Source organism: Pseudoalteromonas sp. XMcav2-N, assembly GCF_024124545.1.
Classification (GTDB): domain Bacteria; phylum Pseudomonadota; class Gammaproteobacteria; order Enterobacterales; family Alteromonadaceae; genus Pseudoalteromonas.
This window is the reverse complement of sequence record NZ_JAMXSF010000017.1, coordinates 66220-81041: the sequence shown is the minus strand read 5'-3', so window position 1 is coordinate 81041 and position 14822 is coordinate 66220. Positions and strand designations below refer to the sequence as shown.

Sequence of the window (14822 nt, the reverse complement as noted above, 5' to 3'; positions counted from 1 at the left end):
AATAGCACACACGGGCGGCATCTGCCTCCGCCCGTCTTTTATTACTTTCCAATCACTTCGATATCCTCTGCCTTTTGCGCTTTCAATCCATAGCTGTGTAATTTTGAGCGTGACCCCTCCCCATGCGCTTTAGGCGGGTAAAGCTTTGCTTTTAGCTCAGGTTGGTGTGTTAACAGCTCATCCAGTGCCGCACGGATCTCACTCAGGGTTTTTTCAAGACTGTTTGAAAAATTAGGCCGTTTTCTTATCGTGTGACCCAATGCAACCAAGCGATGGAAGTATTTATCTGCGATGTCCAGTAACTCATCTGGCACTTCTTTATTCTGATTGAGTGATACATCAGGGTTGTGTAAACAAAACTCCAGAAGTGCGAGGTAAAAACACAGTGGCTTATTGGCCAGTTGAACCTGTCGAGTCTTGTCATCACTGAGGCATAGTGTCTTTGAATACAGATCGACAACCAGGTGCTGTGGTTTAGGTTTGGCAGCCATAGTGGTAGCCGATTGCCGCTTTGCCTGCTCCCTTTTTTGAGAAACTGACCGATAAAAAGCAAGATTTAACAAGGCAACTACCAAAGGTAGTATATATAGCCAGCGGTTGTGGTTCGTGTTTGCCTCATAGCGGATAGCGGTACTGCCATCCGCGCCTGATAACAGAATCAGTTCATCGCTCGCCTGGTCATCTTTTGCAGAGATACTCAGGACCCGAACCCGGCTCATTTCTTTTTGTAGCTTTTTATTCAGGGTGTCTATATATCCCTTAACACGGGCTGCATCACCAGCATAATTAAGCTGTGGGTCTGCAATTGGAAGGCGATTTTTATCCAGAGCAACACGAAGCTTGATACTCGCCAAGTCTTGCTCAATTACGTGTCTGATTGCTCGTTCATGAGCAAACACAAATACCAGCGAAAAAATGACACTATAAATAGAGAATGCCAGCAAACCTGTTTTACGACTCATCTATTTCTCCAAGAAAATAAACAGGTAGATCATTACATTGCCAATACAGATCCAGTTTATCAAAATAGCTTGAACCGTTATTCTTAGCTACGTCCTGCAACAGGTGCTGTAAGGCGCATGCCAGGTCAGTGTTATCAACATCCATTTTTACATACCAGCGGCTACCACTGATATTTTCACCGATAGGGGTAATGTAATTTGCAGAGAACTTGCTCTCGTCACTTTCCTGCCAATAGGTTGCGATAATGTCTAGCTCTCCCGCTGAGAGCTTTTCTCTTAACACTTGGTGAGAACTTACATACTGGATATCCAAAACGCGCATATCTAAATCGAGTCGTTTAAACATTTGTTTTGGAATGATATGACCAGAGCGGCTGGTTGGATAATCCAGCAAACCAATTTTCTTATCCAGAAAGTACGCTTTCTCTAACCTTGGCTTTTCTCGGTTTGAAATAAAAAATGCAGTATAGGTAGGATAGCCAACGACTGGCATATAATTATAAGTAGACTGCGCTTTTAGTGCCGCCATCACGTTATCTTTTGATAAAGTCAGATCAGCAAGCCCCTTGGCAATGTAGTCAATTTGTTCTGCCAGTTCACCACTGTAGCGAACCTTTACCCGACCATATTGCTTTGCTATCACTTCATCCTGACACAAGGCGGGGGCTAACTTTCGGGCCAGAGGCTCCACCGGAACATGCACCCTAAAAGCGGCTTTATTACTCGTTGAGCGGGTCTCACAGGAGACACTGCTTTCGACCAGTTTTGGTAACTCACCTACCGGCTTGCCCGTGAGATTACTGGCAAGTAACCAACAGCACCAGACTGAGAGAAACAAAACTGTAACAATAGTTGTTTTATTGCTTAGAGAGTGATTATTTTTCAAAACTTCGTATTTCTTAAGTTGCGCGCCCCTATATTAGATCAATTTTTATTACTTATTGCAATAGGTAAACTTACTAAAAAGACATAAATATTTGTTTTAGCTGCTTTATTAACAAGAAATTATGAATCCCATTGAGTCCTTTTCTTTTGCGAAAAAATCCGGACAATTGGCCGCATTCCAAAGGTGTAAACAATACCCGTTTTGGGTAACGAGAATTTTTGATGTTACGAGCTTCTATACAGTGTCTGGTGTTATCTACTTTAATTTTCAGCACCAGTGCTTTGTCCTGGGGTATGAATGGTCATAGAGTTGTGGGTGAATTAGCCCAACAAAACCTCACCCCTGTGACCGAAAAAGCAGTAAAAGCCTTGCTAGCAGAAGATTCACTTGCTGAGGTTTCTACCTGGGCGGATGAAATGCGCTCGAGCTCAGAAACTTTTTGGAAAAAGCAGTCTGGTAAGTGGCACTATATAAACATTAAAGATCCAAGCCGTATGACGCACTATGACGATCCGTCGGTAGAACATAAACGCGACGTGAAACACATATTAGACGGCATCAACTACTCTGTTGCTACGCTTGAAAACACAAAGTCCTCTATAGAAGACAAGCAATTCGCGCTAAAGTTCCTGGTTCATTTAGTCGGGGACGCACATCAGCCATTTCATGCCGGCCGCAGTGAAGATCGCGGTGGTAACCTCATTAAAGTGACCTTTTTTAGTGAAGAAACAAATCTACACTCCGTTTTTGATACTAAACTGATTGAACATCAAGCGCTTTCTTACCGGGAATTGAGCGACTTTATTGCAACACGCGATAAAAAGAAAATAGCGCAAATGCTTAACAGTCGCCCCGCCGACTGGCTGGTAGAATCGAATCAAATAGCTGAAAATATTTATAATAGCAATGAAACTGACATCAGCTGGGCGTATATTCATAGGTACACCCCGGTTGTAAAGTCTCGCCTTCTTCAAGGAGGGATTAGACTGGCAGGATTGCTAAACCAAATTTTTGACAAAAATTCAAGACCGCTTGAAACTGCATTAAAAGCAGCCAAGTGAACCTTGACAATTATTATTTAATAAACCTATAACACGGGAAACAACATAATGAAAACGCAACTACGCAAAACGGCTCTCTCACTTGCAATCGCTGCATGTGTCGGTGCAAGTGGCGCTGCTTATGCGAATGACACTGCTTCTGCGGTAAAAGGTCAAATCACCGGTCCAAATGGAAACCCGGCAGTTGGCACCAAAATCACCATTATTCACACGCCTTCTGGCTCAGTGAAAACAACAACAGTTGGTGAAAACGGTTCATTCTCAGCGAAAGGCCTGCGCGTTGGTGGTCCTTACCAGATTATCGTTGACTCTGATAGTTTCGAAGACACTATGGTAGAAGATGTATACCTGAGTCTGGGTAAAACTTACCCTGTTACGGTTCAGCTACAGTCTAAAAGCCAAATGGAGCAAATCGTTGTAACTGGTCGTCCAATTACCATGAACTCTGGTGGTACAGGCCCGGCAACTAACTTCTCTTTAGCTGATTTGCAAGAAAAGCCAGCAATCAACCGCGACCTGAAAGACATTGTACGTACAGACCCTCGTATTTTTGTTGACGAGTCTAACTCAGGCGCTATCCAGTGTGCTGGTGGTAACCCAAGATTCAACAGCCTGACCGTAGATGGCGTTCGTATGAATGACAACTTTGGCCTGAACAGCAACGGTTATCCAACTGAACGCATGCCTTTCTCTTTCGATACTATTGCACAGGTAGCAGTTGAGTTAGCACCGTTTGACGTACAGTACGGCGGCTTTACTTCGTGTAATATCAATGCCGTAACCAAGTCTGGTACCAACGAAATCCATGGCGGCGTTTTCTTTGACTACACCAGCGATTCACTTTCTGGTGATAAAATCGAAGGTGCTAAGCAAGATCTGGGCGACTATGATGAGAAGCGTTATGGCTTCAACGTAGGTATGCCTCTGATTGAAGATACGCTTTTCCTTTTCACCAGCTACGAAAAGCTGGAAGGCTCTCAGGTTTTTGAATATACACCATTTGCCAATGGGAAAATCGAATTAGACGAAATCAATGAAATCATCGATATTTCTAAGTCTTTATATGACTATGACCCTGGTTCGATGATCCCAAGTATGCCTGTAGAAGATGAGAAAATCCTGATCAAGCTGGATTGGAACATCAACGAAATGCACCGTGCTTCATTCGTATACAACTACAACGACGGTTTCTCTCTGAGCCAGTCTGATTCAAGTTCAGACCGTATGTCTCTTTCCAACCACTTCTACGAGCGTGGCGCGGAACTAAATTCTTACGTTGCAACTGTATACTCTGACTGGACAGACGATTTCTCAACTGAAGTACGTGTTGGCTACTCTAAGCTTGATAACCGTCAGAACTCTCTGGACGCTGCATCTGGCTTCGGTGAAATGCAAATCTATACTGACGACGTAACTGTTTACATTGGTCCAGACGACTCTCGTCAGGCTAACAAGTTAAAGTACGATAACCTGTCTCTTAAATTGGCTGGTACATACTACCTTGACGCTCATGAGATTAGCTTCGGCTACGAAATGGAAGAGCTGGATGTCTTCAACATGTTCGTACAGCACAACGAAGGCGAGCATCGTTTCTTCGGTGGTATTGAAGATTTCCGCAATGGTGTAGCTCGCGTTTACTATGGTAACGCAAGTAGCCATAACCCAATCGATGCTGCAGGTGAGTTCAAGTACGCGCTTAACACCCTATATGTGCAAGATAAATTTGATCTGGAAGATTACGAGATCTCAATCACAGCAGGCCTTCGTTATGACTGGTACACCAGTAGCGATGTTCCTACTCTGAATAAGAACTTCTACAACCCGGATTACGTACCAGGTGGAACAGAGCCAGCAGGACGTTTCCAAGGTCTTCACTCTAACCAGCAAAACCTTGACGGCGTATCACTACTGCAACCACGTTTAGGCTTCAACTGGGTCTACAACGACCAGCTTGAGCTGCGTGGTGGTATTGGCTTGTACTCAGGTGGTAACCCGAACGTTTGGATCTCAAACAGCTACTCTAACGATGGTATCCGTAACATCCAGATCAACCAAAAGAACATGCAATTACTTGGTCCGGATGCGGTTGCATTCGTAGGCAATGGCAAAGCAGGTTATGCTATCCCTAAAGACCTGTATGATGCTGTTGGCAGTGGTACTGCTGATGCAAGCACCAACGTAACAGATGCTGATTTTGAAATCCCATCTGAGTGGAAATACTCACTAGGTGCAACGTATGTTACAGAAGAAGACTACGTATTCACCGTTGATTACCTATACACTCACAAGCAAAACTCGGCTATCGTCAGAAACTTAGCCTTAGTTCGCGCTGGTACTGCACCAGATGGTCGTCCAATCTACTCAGACGATCTGCACCCAAGAAATTCAGATTTCTTACTTACTAATGTAAAAGGTGAAGACGCATATTCACACATCCTGTCGTTCGGTATGAACAAGTCATTTGACAACGGCATCGATTTGGCAATGTCATATGCTTACACTGTCTCTAAAGACGTGCACCCAATGACAAGCTCAGTGGCGTTCTCGAACTACCACTTCTTTGCAACGGCAAACCCAGAGGCACCTAACCTGTCGACTTCTAACTATGAAGTTCCACACCGTGCAACTCTGTCACTGTCATACAAGCATGAGTTCATCGACGGCTACGAGACTAAGTTCAACCTATTTGGTCAGGCAAGCGTAACTAACCCTTACTCTTACACGTTCGACAACACAGGTATGTTTGGATTCGCTGATACTGAACGTGACCTATTGTACGTACCAAACATTGAAGACAATGCTGTTCAATACGGTGCTGACTTCGATAAAGCGGCATTTGATGCCTGGGTTGAGCGTGAAGGCCTTGCTCGCGGTCAAGTCCTTGACCGTAACTCTCAAGACGGTGAATGGTGGGTTACTTTTGACTTGAAAGTTGAGCAGGAATTTGCAGGCTTTGCAGATGGTCATAAAGGTTCTGCGTTCTTCACAATCAAGAACCTGGGTAACTTGTTGAACGACGACTGGGGCGTAATGGAAACGGGCAGTGCCATGCAAAATGCAGTTACTGCACGTATTACAGAGGCTGGTCGCTACGAGTTCGTTAAATTTAATGACCCAAGCGGTACTGATTTTGAAGTTCGCCCTTCACTTTGGGAAATCCGTGTAGGTGTTAAATACGATTTCTAATATCTATAACACGTAATTAGATAATCTCTAAAGGTCAACTTCGGTTGACCTTTTTTTTGTTATGATTAATCAGACGATAAGTTTGAGCTACTTAATCTGGCTACTTGCTACATTATAAAAGAAAATGCCCTTCCAGCTTTTTCATTGTCACCAATAAAGCTTGTTTTTCATCCGGGTTTAACTCGCTTAAGAGTTTACTTTCCCAAACCAGCGCTTCTGGTGTCAGCGTTTCATACAATACCCTGCCCTGCTCTGTTAACATCATTTCAGTGGCGCGTTTATCCGTCTCACTTTGCCGGGCAACCAGCATACCCTGTTGCTGCAATTGCTTAATGGCTCTCGACACCGTTGATTTGTCCATACTTGCCAGGTCGCACAACTGCTTTGCTGTTGCCCCCGGGTGTTGAGCCAGATGCACCAACACCCGCCACTGGGGTATGGTCAGCCCGGCTTGTTCATACACTTCAGAAAAAGCCTCACTCATAGCATTAGCCAGCCTAACCATGCGGTACGGCAGAAATTCATTGATATCAAACGCCATTATCAAGCTCCAGATACATCAGGCGGATTTTCGTATATATAAGTTTACACATTAAAAACAGCCAAAGATTGAAAATACTCTCACATGAGAGTATCTTTACAAAAAACATCAACGGAGTCTATGCAAAATGAGTGCAGAATTCGAGTATATGAGCGGTTTTGGTAATGAATTTGAAACCGAAGCCCTGCCCGGCGCCCTGCCTGTCGGTCAGTTTTCACCACAAAAAGTAAAATACGACCTTTACGCAGAGCAATATAACACGACGGCTTTCACAGCGCCGCGTGCTGAGAACCGTAGAAACTGGTTCTACCGTATTCGTCCATCAGTTGTTCAGGGTGATTACCAGGCAATGGACAATGGTCTGCTGCGCACAGCCCCAATCACTGAAGTACCGACTCCACCAACCATGTTGCGCTGGAATCCGGTCGAAGTACCAGCCGACAAAACTGACTTTGTCGATGGCTTAATCACTATGGCTGCAAACGGCAGTGCCAACGGTCAGGCTGGCATCGGTATCCATGTTTACGTTGCTAACGCTTCTATGGAAGGACGTTATTTCTACAACGCCGATGGCGAATTACTTTTTGTTCCTCAGCTTGGTGAGCTGGTACTGCACACTGAGTGTGGCAAGCTGGCAATTAAGCCTGGCGAAATTGCGGTGATCCCGCGCGGTATTAAGTTCCGTGTAGAGCTGCTAAGCGAACAGGTCAGGGGTTATATCTGCGAAAACTATGGTAATCCTTACATCTTGCCTGAACGTGGCCCTGTTGGTGCAAATGGCTATACCAATGAGCGCGACTTCCTTTACCCGGTAGCAGCATTCGAAGATCTGGAGGGTGATTTTGAACTCGTTGCTAAATTCAATGGTAACCTGTTCCGTTGTGATATCGGACATTCGCCACTTGATGTCGTCGCCTGGACAGGTAACAGCGCTCCATATAAGTACGACCTTGCCCGCTTCAATGTCATGAATACGGTGAGTTTTGACCACCCAGATCCGTCAATTTTTACTGTTCTGACATCACCTTCGGGTACACCTGGTGTTGCAAACGTCGACTTTGTGATCTTCCCACCGCGCTGGATGGTGGCAGAGAATACTTTCCGTCCACCATACTACCACCGTAACATCATGAGTGAGTTTATGGGTCTGATTGAAGGCGTATACGATGCCAAAGAGCACGGTTTTGTACCCGGCGGTATGAGCCTGCACAACTGCATGTCTCCCCATGGCCCTGAAGCTGATGTCTTCGAAAAAGCATCGAATGCAGAGCTTGAGCCACAGCGTTATGAAAACACACTGGCCTTCATGTTTGAGTCACGCTATGTGATTTCACCAACTAAATACGCATTAGAAGGTAAAGAACGCCAGCCAAATTACCTTGATTGCTGGAAAGGTATCAAGAAATATTACCAAGGTGCCTAACCACCCTTTGTGTATAAAATTGAGTACGCTGAGCGGAATCCCCCTGCTCAGCGTTTCTTATTTGAGCCAATACTCTTCTGGTCATTTTGTTGGGACCAGGATAATCGTCGTGAATTAAAGGATCAAACATGAAACTGTATACTTATTTTCGTTCTTCCGCTGCATATCGTGTTCGTATCGCATTAAACCTGAAACAACTGGACCATGAACTTGTTCCGGTGAATTTGCTCAAATCAGAGCAACAAGGCGCTGATTACCTGAGCAAAAATGCACAAGGTTTGTTACCTGCACTTGAAACTGAACAAGGTATGCTGGCACAGTCTCTGGCTATACTCGAATGGCTTGAGGACGCTTTTGATGCAGCGCCATTATTACCTGATGACGCCTGGCAAAAAGCTCAGGTGCGTAACTTTAGCTATGCTATTGCTTGCGATATTCACCCAATTGATAACCTGAGAGTGTTAAAGTATCTGAGCAATGAGTTATCAGTTTCAGATGAACAAAAAAATACCTGGTATCAGCACTGGGTAATTGAAGGCTTTAAAAAACTAGAGGTTATGCTGGGCGATGACGCGTTTTGCTTTGGTGATACGCCGACACTGGCTGACGTTTGTTTAGTACCACAGGTTTACAATGCACTGCGCTTCAACGTTGATATGAGTGATTTCCCGAAAATTGCCCGCATCTACGAACACTGTAATACGCTCCCTGCATTCATACAGGCTGCACCAGAAAATCAACCTGACGCACCGCAGTGATCCAGCGAACAGGAGCGCTAGCATATTGCGCTCCTTTTCGTACACCCTACTTAAGGGCGCTGTGTACCTGGTCCAAATGCGTTAACAAATCATGTCCCAGGTCGGTCAGGTAACCTCCGTCGGGCTGATCGATAACCCCTTTCGCATACAAGCGTTCGGCAGCTGCCAGAATACCTTGATCTGCATTTTTGTGTATTTTTATCCCCTGGTGCAAACTACTACGTGGAAACTTCACCAGTAGTTCCAGCTCAGCCATTAGTTTTTCATCAAATGCCATAATCCCTCCTGAGACCTAATTATAGGCCCAACTTCTGCATATATTATCTTGGCCTGACAGCAACAAGCTGCTTGCCGGCACGTTACCAATAGCTAAGGTATATAGTACATTAGCTTACCAACTTAAATTTAGCTTGAACTGGGAGTTATGCCATGAAAAATCGGTCAGTTTTCTTTTTATTTACATTTTCTTTGATTCCACTCAAAGGGCTTGCCGTTGGTGACGAGACAAACCTGTATTTAGAACAACTGCAGCCTGTGTGTTGGTATCAGGATCTCAGATACACACAGGGCGCAATCATCAAACAAGTTGATCAACTCTATGTCTGCAGCCACCGCTATACAAACCAACCACAAAGTCCGCTAATGTGGCTCAAACTTGATGAGGACGGAGAACCCATCAGAGTAGAAATGAAAGGTAAAATCAGGGTACACTAGGCGCTTTGAAACAATGAATAATGCAGTATGAGCGAATCACAACCCAATAACCCATTACATGGCGTCAAGCTTCAGGATATTGTTGAACGGCTGGTTGAACAACTCGGCTGGGAAGCAATGTCTGAAGCAGTAAATATCAATTGCTTCAAAAAAGACCCGTCGGTTAAATCGAGTCTGAAGTTTCTCCGTAAGACGCCATGGGCAAGAGAGAAAGTAGAGGCGCTCTATATAGATACTTTTCATGGCTTTAGTTGGCCGGAGATTAAGAAGCCCTAGTACAAGCGATCATAGGCAGCCTTAATGCGTTTAATAACACTTTGGGGTACCTTCTTATTGCAGGCGAAATAGAGTCGGGTATTCATCTGATTGAGCGTCATTACACGTTCAAGTTCACTGCTCATAGGCTCGCTCTTGCTCTTGTGTTCAAACTGAGCGTCACTCAAAATCACTAAATCGACAATATCTCGACGTGTAGCAAGTAACTGAAATATCTTATCAAATGATTGAATTAGCAATAGCTGCTGACCTTCTGAAAAGCCGTGGCTCTTGAGGTATTGATGACTGAAGTTATCTCGGATGACAGCTATTTTATACTGTCTAGCTTGCTCCAAGTCTTCGATACGAATGTTTGCTGTCTTTAGGGCGTAAAATGAGGTTGTAAATCCGCCAATGGGGAACACCCATGAAAATAACGCGTCCCTGTGCTTGCTTTTGGCGATAGAGAAAATACAAGTGTTTGGGTCCCGCTTTGCACTATTATAAGAGGTGCTCCAGTTGTCCACTGAGAGTTGATAATCAACATTTGCCTCATTTAACACTTTAACAACTTTATCCGCAGCATGACCAACTAGTTCACCCTCTCCATTTATATACTGAAAATGCGCGAAGTTTTCAGTAACCAGAGTCAGTGTATAAGCGTGTGTTCCAATACTCCCTAGCAATAACCACGGGTAAATTAGCCAGCGTACCAAGTATCGCTCCTTTGGTTTTCTTAACCTACAAATTTTAATATAGGAAAATATTCGGATACTGTGAATAGAGTTAGCGGTTAAATTTTAATTTGAATGGTTAACGCTGATGATGGCAAGATGAAAGAAGGCCAAAGCCCTCTTTCACTGTTTAATTAGCTTTTATTGATGGCATCAATCAGAAAAGCGGACAATTTTGCCCCTTCACGAAGCGTGGTTTCTGAACTCGAAGAGCCAGCAAGAGAGCTATCTGTAAATGGTGCTATCTCCATCATATCAGCACCCGTGATCGGAAACTCTTTACTTAGGGCGGTCAGAATGATCATTGCCTCATCGGGTGTCATGCCGCCAGATTCAGGCGTACCGGTTGCCGCAGCGAATTCTTCGTCAAGCGCATCAATATCAAAGCTGACATACAGCTCATCGACTTTATCTTCTTTAAGCTGCTTGATCACCTGCTCTACGATTGCACTTGCGCCTTGCTCACGGATCTCATGGGCCCAATGTTGCTTGACGCCAAATGTAGACTCCCAGTGCGCTTTACTCTTACCACTTGAACGGATCCCAAACTGAATAAGGTGGTGCGGTGCAGGAAGAAATTCCAGAATATGTGTACACCAAGAACCAAAGCACAAATCAATACCTAATCGCTCAACGAGTAAATCAGTATGTGCGTCAAAGTGAATGATAGCAGTGCGCTTACCCTGATCTCGTTTAGCTTTAAGATACGCCTTGGTAAGCGGATAACTGATGGAGTGATCACCACCGATACCGAAAATCCCTTTTTCAGGATAATGTGCATAGAAGCCATCGCACACATCTTCAGTGATAGAAAGCGGAGACACATGGTACTCACTGTTTTCGTCCTGATATAAGGCTTTCTGACAGTTACTAATGGTCCCCTCATTGAGGTATTTATCATGTAACAAGTGAGGTATAACCCGTACATCACCCAAATCAAACGCGCTAACTTGAGGTTGCTGTGTCAGCAGTGTGGAACGAAGAAATAAGGGTCCCCAGTTGGCGCCTCTTAAGATACCACCGCCACAATCTGAGCTGATCCCCAAAATGGCAGCCTTGTACTCACTATCAGACAATGTATTCAGTGACGCTTTCCAAAGGGGCTCAATGTTTTCTGTCTGTCCATACAGTTTCTCGCGCAACGCCGCTTTTCTTTCTTTCGCTGTGTTGACAGTAAACACCCCGTCGCCTGGCGGACATAAACAGTTTTCTATTTTCTGATGAAATTTTATCTTGCTATCACTCATTGAGACCTCCTCAGTCAACTGCATAAACATGCCACACCGTTACTCAAAGAATAATTGTCAAATTAACAGAGTCTGTATGCTCGGTTAGTGAAAAGCGTCAAGAACCTTACACAATAAAACCAGGCCATCCTTTATTTTTCAATTAGTTACGGATATCAAGTGGACTTTAAAACGATTATATAAATTGTACTGGAGTCGGTATAACATGGCTGAGAGATAAGTCAACCGCTCTGACATCGTTGATAGCAGACAGAGCGGTTGAATATGCAGGCTAAGTGTTTGCTTATTCGTATTTTCTTGGTTTTTTGGTTTTGATTGTCGCAATGTATCCGTGCCAACTTGCATAGGCCAGCAGCGGCATAATGACGATAAACCCAGCCGTACCAGTCAGGAAGCCCACTATCACCAAGACACCTATAGTTGCGCCCCACACTATCATCGCCGCGGCATTAGACCTCACAGCATGAATGGATGACACTACCGCCGTCATTATATCTACACGTCGTTCCATCATTATTTGCGGTGTAAACGCCGAAATCGCAAACACCGTCACCACGAGAATACCACCTACCAGAGTTCCCAGTCCCAGAAAGGCCGAAAGCTGCTCAAAGTTGGGGTTTGGCACATTTGGGTATAATGCGTGGATCAATGCAGCAAGACGCATCCAGACGATCATAATGACCATAAGTAGAATCGCAAAGCCCCATTCTCCGGCCGGGTTTCTGAACATACTTTTAAGGCTATGACTCAGAGTTGGCTTATGGCCTTTTTCAAGCTCCCAGGCGACATCATACAGCCCGGCGGCAAATGCAGGACCTATCAACGCAAATGCAACAGCCGCAGGCAAAATCACAAGGTGTGTTTCTACCTCAAACGCAAGCCACATAATGGCGGCAGGAATTGTTGTAAAAACCAGTCCGTAAATTAAACTGAGCAAAGGTGCTCGGGCAATGTCTTTAAAGGCGAGTGCGAGCCAATGAAACGCCACAAATGGGCTTAGCTTGTTGCTTTCAAAACAGCGGGCAAACTCGTTGTGCTTGTCTATCGATTGTGTTGCAGGCATAGTAGGTATTCCCCATTTGCTTTCTCCTTATTAAGGTTTAGAAGACAGTCGACAATGTTGCAAGCATTCGGTTAATTTCAATTAGCGCTTTGTTTACAGGTTGGCACAGAAATGCAGATGCCCTATGTCAAAGCAGGATAAACAACTCTTTGTTTCATCTAGGGTTAAACGTGAAATATATGTATAACCCCAGGCTCATAGGGTGATGTCACTAAACGACACAATTGTAACGCTCAAAGGCCAGGATAAGGACATTCGTCCTGTACTTAATTGCAGGTAAAATTGACCATTGGGCTTTAGAACTACACAAGGTTTATTTATGGAAAAGGTATTTCACCTGGGTCTTTCGAAAGCAGATCTAAACGGTGCAACACTGGCTATCGTTCCTGGCGACCCAAAACGTTCAGAGCGGATCGCGGAACAACTGGACAATCCAAAATGTTTGGCTCAGACACGCGAATTTCACGTATATCTTGGCGATATTAACGGCCAATCTATTGTGATTTGCTCGACTGGTATCGGTGGACCATCAACGTCAATTGCGGTTGAAGAACTCGCCCAACTTGGCATCAATACCTTTTTACGCATAGGTACCACTGGCGCTATTCAGCCGCATATCAATGAAGGTGATATTCTGGTTAGTACCGCCTCTGTACGCCTTGATGGTGCCAGTCAACATTTTGCACCACTTGCCTACCCTGCAGTGTCTGATTTCCACAGCACATCAGCCATGGTTGAAGCCTGTGAGCAGCTGGGTGTGACCTATCATACTGGTATCACTGCTTCGAGTGATACATTCTATCCGGGTCAGGAACGCTATGATACTTTCTCCGGATACGTTCCAAAGGCGTTCCAGGGCTCGTGTGAAGAGTGGCAAAAGCTCAATGTAATGAACTATGAAATGGAGTCAGCGACGCTCTTTACCATGTGTGCCGCTTTGGGACTAAAAGCAGCCTGTGTAGCCGGCGTACTGGTAAATCGTACACGCCAGGAGATCCCAAATGTTGACCATAAACTGGTAGAGAAAAACGCGGTTGCTGTTGTTATCAAAGCAGCCGAAATCGTACTAGAAAAAACAAAGTAGGCACCTGCCTACTTTATTTCGATTACATGATACTGCAGTTCTAGCGCGTCGTTAAAACTGCTTATCACAGCCTCTGTTACTGCCCTTTGGTTTTCTCTTCCTTTGGTTTCTACCAAAGTGGCTCGCTCCAGCTTTGCCTCTGCCAGTATTTCACCACTCATTGCCAACTGACTAAGCGCACTCTGCATTGGCGATAAACTTGGGCTGTACGCTGCATTTTCTATATAACGCCCATAAAATCGCTTACCGTTCGTCGTCACCAACTCAGCCGCTGCCACATTTTTTGTATAAGGCGCATAGACTTGACTTAAATGTCTGATTAACTCACCGGACAGACCATCATGGTTCTGTATATCGATTGATGTACTGCCAAACAGCGCTTCCTGATTACCCAAATCCGTAGGGCCAAAATCACCGGGGAGCAATTGTGACAACGTCGTTTCTCCTGTTGGTAAGGTGATTTTAAGCTGTTTTGCATTTTTCAGCTCATTCATAAACTGGCGACAATACCCGCACGGTGCAGCTGTAATATCTATTCGAGTGATTTCCTTAGCACCATTTAGCCAGGCATTATTAATCGCAGCCTGTTCAGCGTGAACAACCAACGAGAGCGCTTGGTGTGAAAACTCAAGGTTAGCCCCCAAGAAATAGCATTCAGTGTATTTGTCATAAGCAACGGCGCCAACCAGAAAAGACGAAATAGGCGCCTGAGCAAAGCTCGCAGCGTAAGGTAACAGGGCTTGCCCTAATTGCGTGTTATCGCATCCGAGAAGGGACTTAATGTGGTTTTGAATATCGGGAGTTAGTACTCCATTGGCGGATTTGCACACTTCCAGTACGGAAGGATTTAACTTGTTGTCAGTGTCTACCATATATCATTATTATTCGCTCAGACTAATGCCTGAGCA

Annotated in this window: 15 protein-coding genes; 7 read left to right on the top strand and 8 right to left on the bottom strand. The window is 44.7% G+C overall.

Features of this window, described 5'->3' with window-relative positions; genetic code table 11:
• Positions 1-41 precede the first annotated feature (41 nt).
• Together NH568_RS19225 and NH568_RS19220 are read right to left on the bottom strand one after the other, a co-directional pair.
• Entirely contained in the window at positions 42-962 is a 921-nt protein-coding gene (locus tag NH568_RS19225; protein WP_253049900.1) for a hypothetical protein, read from the bottom strand.
• A complete protein-coding gene (locus NH568_RS19220) occupies positions 952-1800 on the bottom strand; it encodes a PhnD/SsuA/transferrin family substrate-binding protein (RefSeq protein WP_253049898.1) in 849 nt (282 codons plus the stop codon). The genes NH568_RS19225 and NH568_RS19220 overlap by 11 nt, the downstream gene beginning before the upstream one ends.
• Positions 1801-2069: 269 nt before the next feature.
• On the opposite strand from NH568_RS19220, the gene NH568_RS19215 reads away from it, so the two are divergent.
• A complete protein-coding gene (locus tag NH568_RS19215; protein WP_253049896.1) occupies positions 2070-2909 on the top strand; it encodes a S1/P1 nuclease in 840 nt (279 codons plus the stop codon).
• A gap of 48 nt (positions 2910-2957) precedes the next feature.
• Positions 2958-6095, top strand: a complete 3138-nt coding sequence (locus NH568_RS19210; RefSeq protein ID WP_253049894.1) for a TonB-dependent receptor — start codon at positions 2958-2960, stop codon at positions 6093-6095.
• A gap of 112 nt (positions 6096-6207) precedes the next feature.
• Here NH568_RS19210 and NH568_RS19205 read toward each other — a convergent pair whose 3' ends face one another.
• Positions 6208-6636: a MarR family transcriptional regulator gene (locus NH568_RS19205; RefSeq protein ID WP_253049892.1), complete on the bottom strand. Its 429-nt coding sequence runs from the start codon at positions 6634-6636 to the stop codon at positions 6208-6210.
• Between the two features lie 127 nt (positions 6637-6763).
• On the opposite strand from NH568_RS19205, the gene hmgA reads away from it, so the two are divergent.
• Positions 6764-8059: a homogentisate 1,2-dioxygenase gene (gene hmgA / locus NH568_RS19200; RefSeq protein WP_253049890.1), complete on the top strand. Its 1296-nt coding sequence runs from the start codon at positions 6764-6766 to the stop codon at positions 8057-8059.
• A gap of 128 nt (positions 8060-8187) precedes the next feature.
• A complete protein-coding gene (maiA, locus tag NH568_RS19195) occupies positions 8188-8817 on the top strand; it encodes a maleylacetoacetate isomerase (RefSeq protein WP_253049888.1) in 630 nt (209 codons plus the stop codon).
• Between the two features lie 46 nt (positions 8818-8863).
• Here the strand turns inward: maiA and NH568_RS19190 are convergent, their stop codons facing one another.
• Positions 8864-9094, bottom strand: a complete 231-nt coding sequence (locus NH568_RS19190; protein ID WP_054016710.1) for a TIGR02647 family protein — start codon at positions 9092-9094, stop codon at positions 8864-8866.
• A gap of 152 nt (positions 9095-9246) precedes the next feature.
• Between NH568_RS19190 and NH568_RS19185 the strand changes: the two genes are divergently transcribed.
• Positions 9247-9531 carry a DUF1496 domain-containing protein gene (locus NH568_RS19185; protein ID WP_253049886.1) on the top strand — a complete coding sequence of 95 codons (285 nt, stop codon included), beginning with the start codon at positions 9247-9249 and terminating at the stop codon, positions 9529-9531.
• Between the two features lie 27 nt (positions 9532-9558).
• Positions 9559-9807: a VF530 family protein gene (locus tag NH568_RS19180; protein ID WP_253049884.1), complete on the top strand. Its 249-nt coding sequence runs from the start codon at positions 9559-9561 to the stop codon at positions 9805-9807.
• On the opposite strand, the gene NH568_RS19175 is transcribed toward NH568_RS19180, so the two are convergent.
• From NH568_RS19175 to NH568_RS19165, 3 genes are all read right to left on the bottom strand, one after another.
• Positions 9804-10502, bottom strand: coding sequence for a transporter substrate-binding domain-containing protein (locus tag NH568_RS19175; protein ID WP_253049882.1), 699 nt, complete (start codon positions 10500-10502; stop codon positions 9804-9806). The two genes, NH568_RS19180 and NH568_RS19175, sit on opposite strands and share 4 nt — an antisense overlap.
• A gap of 152 nt (positions 10503-10654) precedes the next feature.
• A complete protein-coding gene (locus NH568_RS19170; protein WP_253049880.1) occupies positions 10655-11767 on the bottom strand; it encodes an arginase family protein in 1113 nt (370 codons plus the stop codon).
• Positions 11768-12050: 283 nt separating this feature from the next.
• Complete coding sequence (locus tag NH568_RS19165; RefSeq protein WP_054016715.1) at positions 12051-12830, bottom strand: DUF2189 domain-containing protein; 780 nt, start codon at positions 12828-12830, stop codon at positions 12051-12053.
• 319 nt (positions 12831-13149) lie between these two features.
• Between NH568_RS19165 and udp the strand changes: the two genes are divergently transcribed.
• Entirely contained in the window at positions 13150-13914 is a 765-nt protein-coding gene (gene udp, locus NH568_RS19160) for a uridine phosphorylase (protein WP_253049878.1), read from the top strand.
• A gap of 8 nt (positions 13915-13922) precedes the next feature.
• On the opposite strand, the gene cdd is transcribed toward udp, so the two are convergent.
• A complete protein-coding gene (gene cdd / locus NH568_RS19155; RefSeq protein WP_253049876.1) occupies positions 13923-14786 on the bottom strand; it encodes a cytidine deaminase in 864 nt (287 codons plus the stop codon).
• Between the last annotated feature and the right edge of the window lie 36 nt (positions 14787-14822).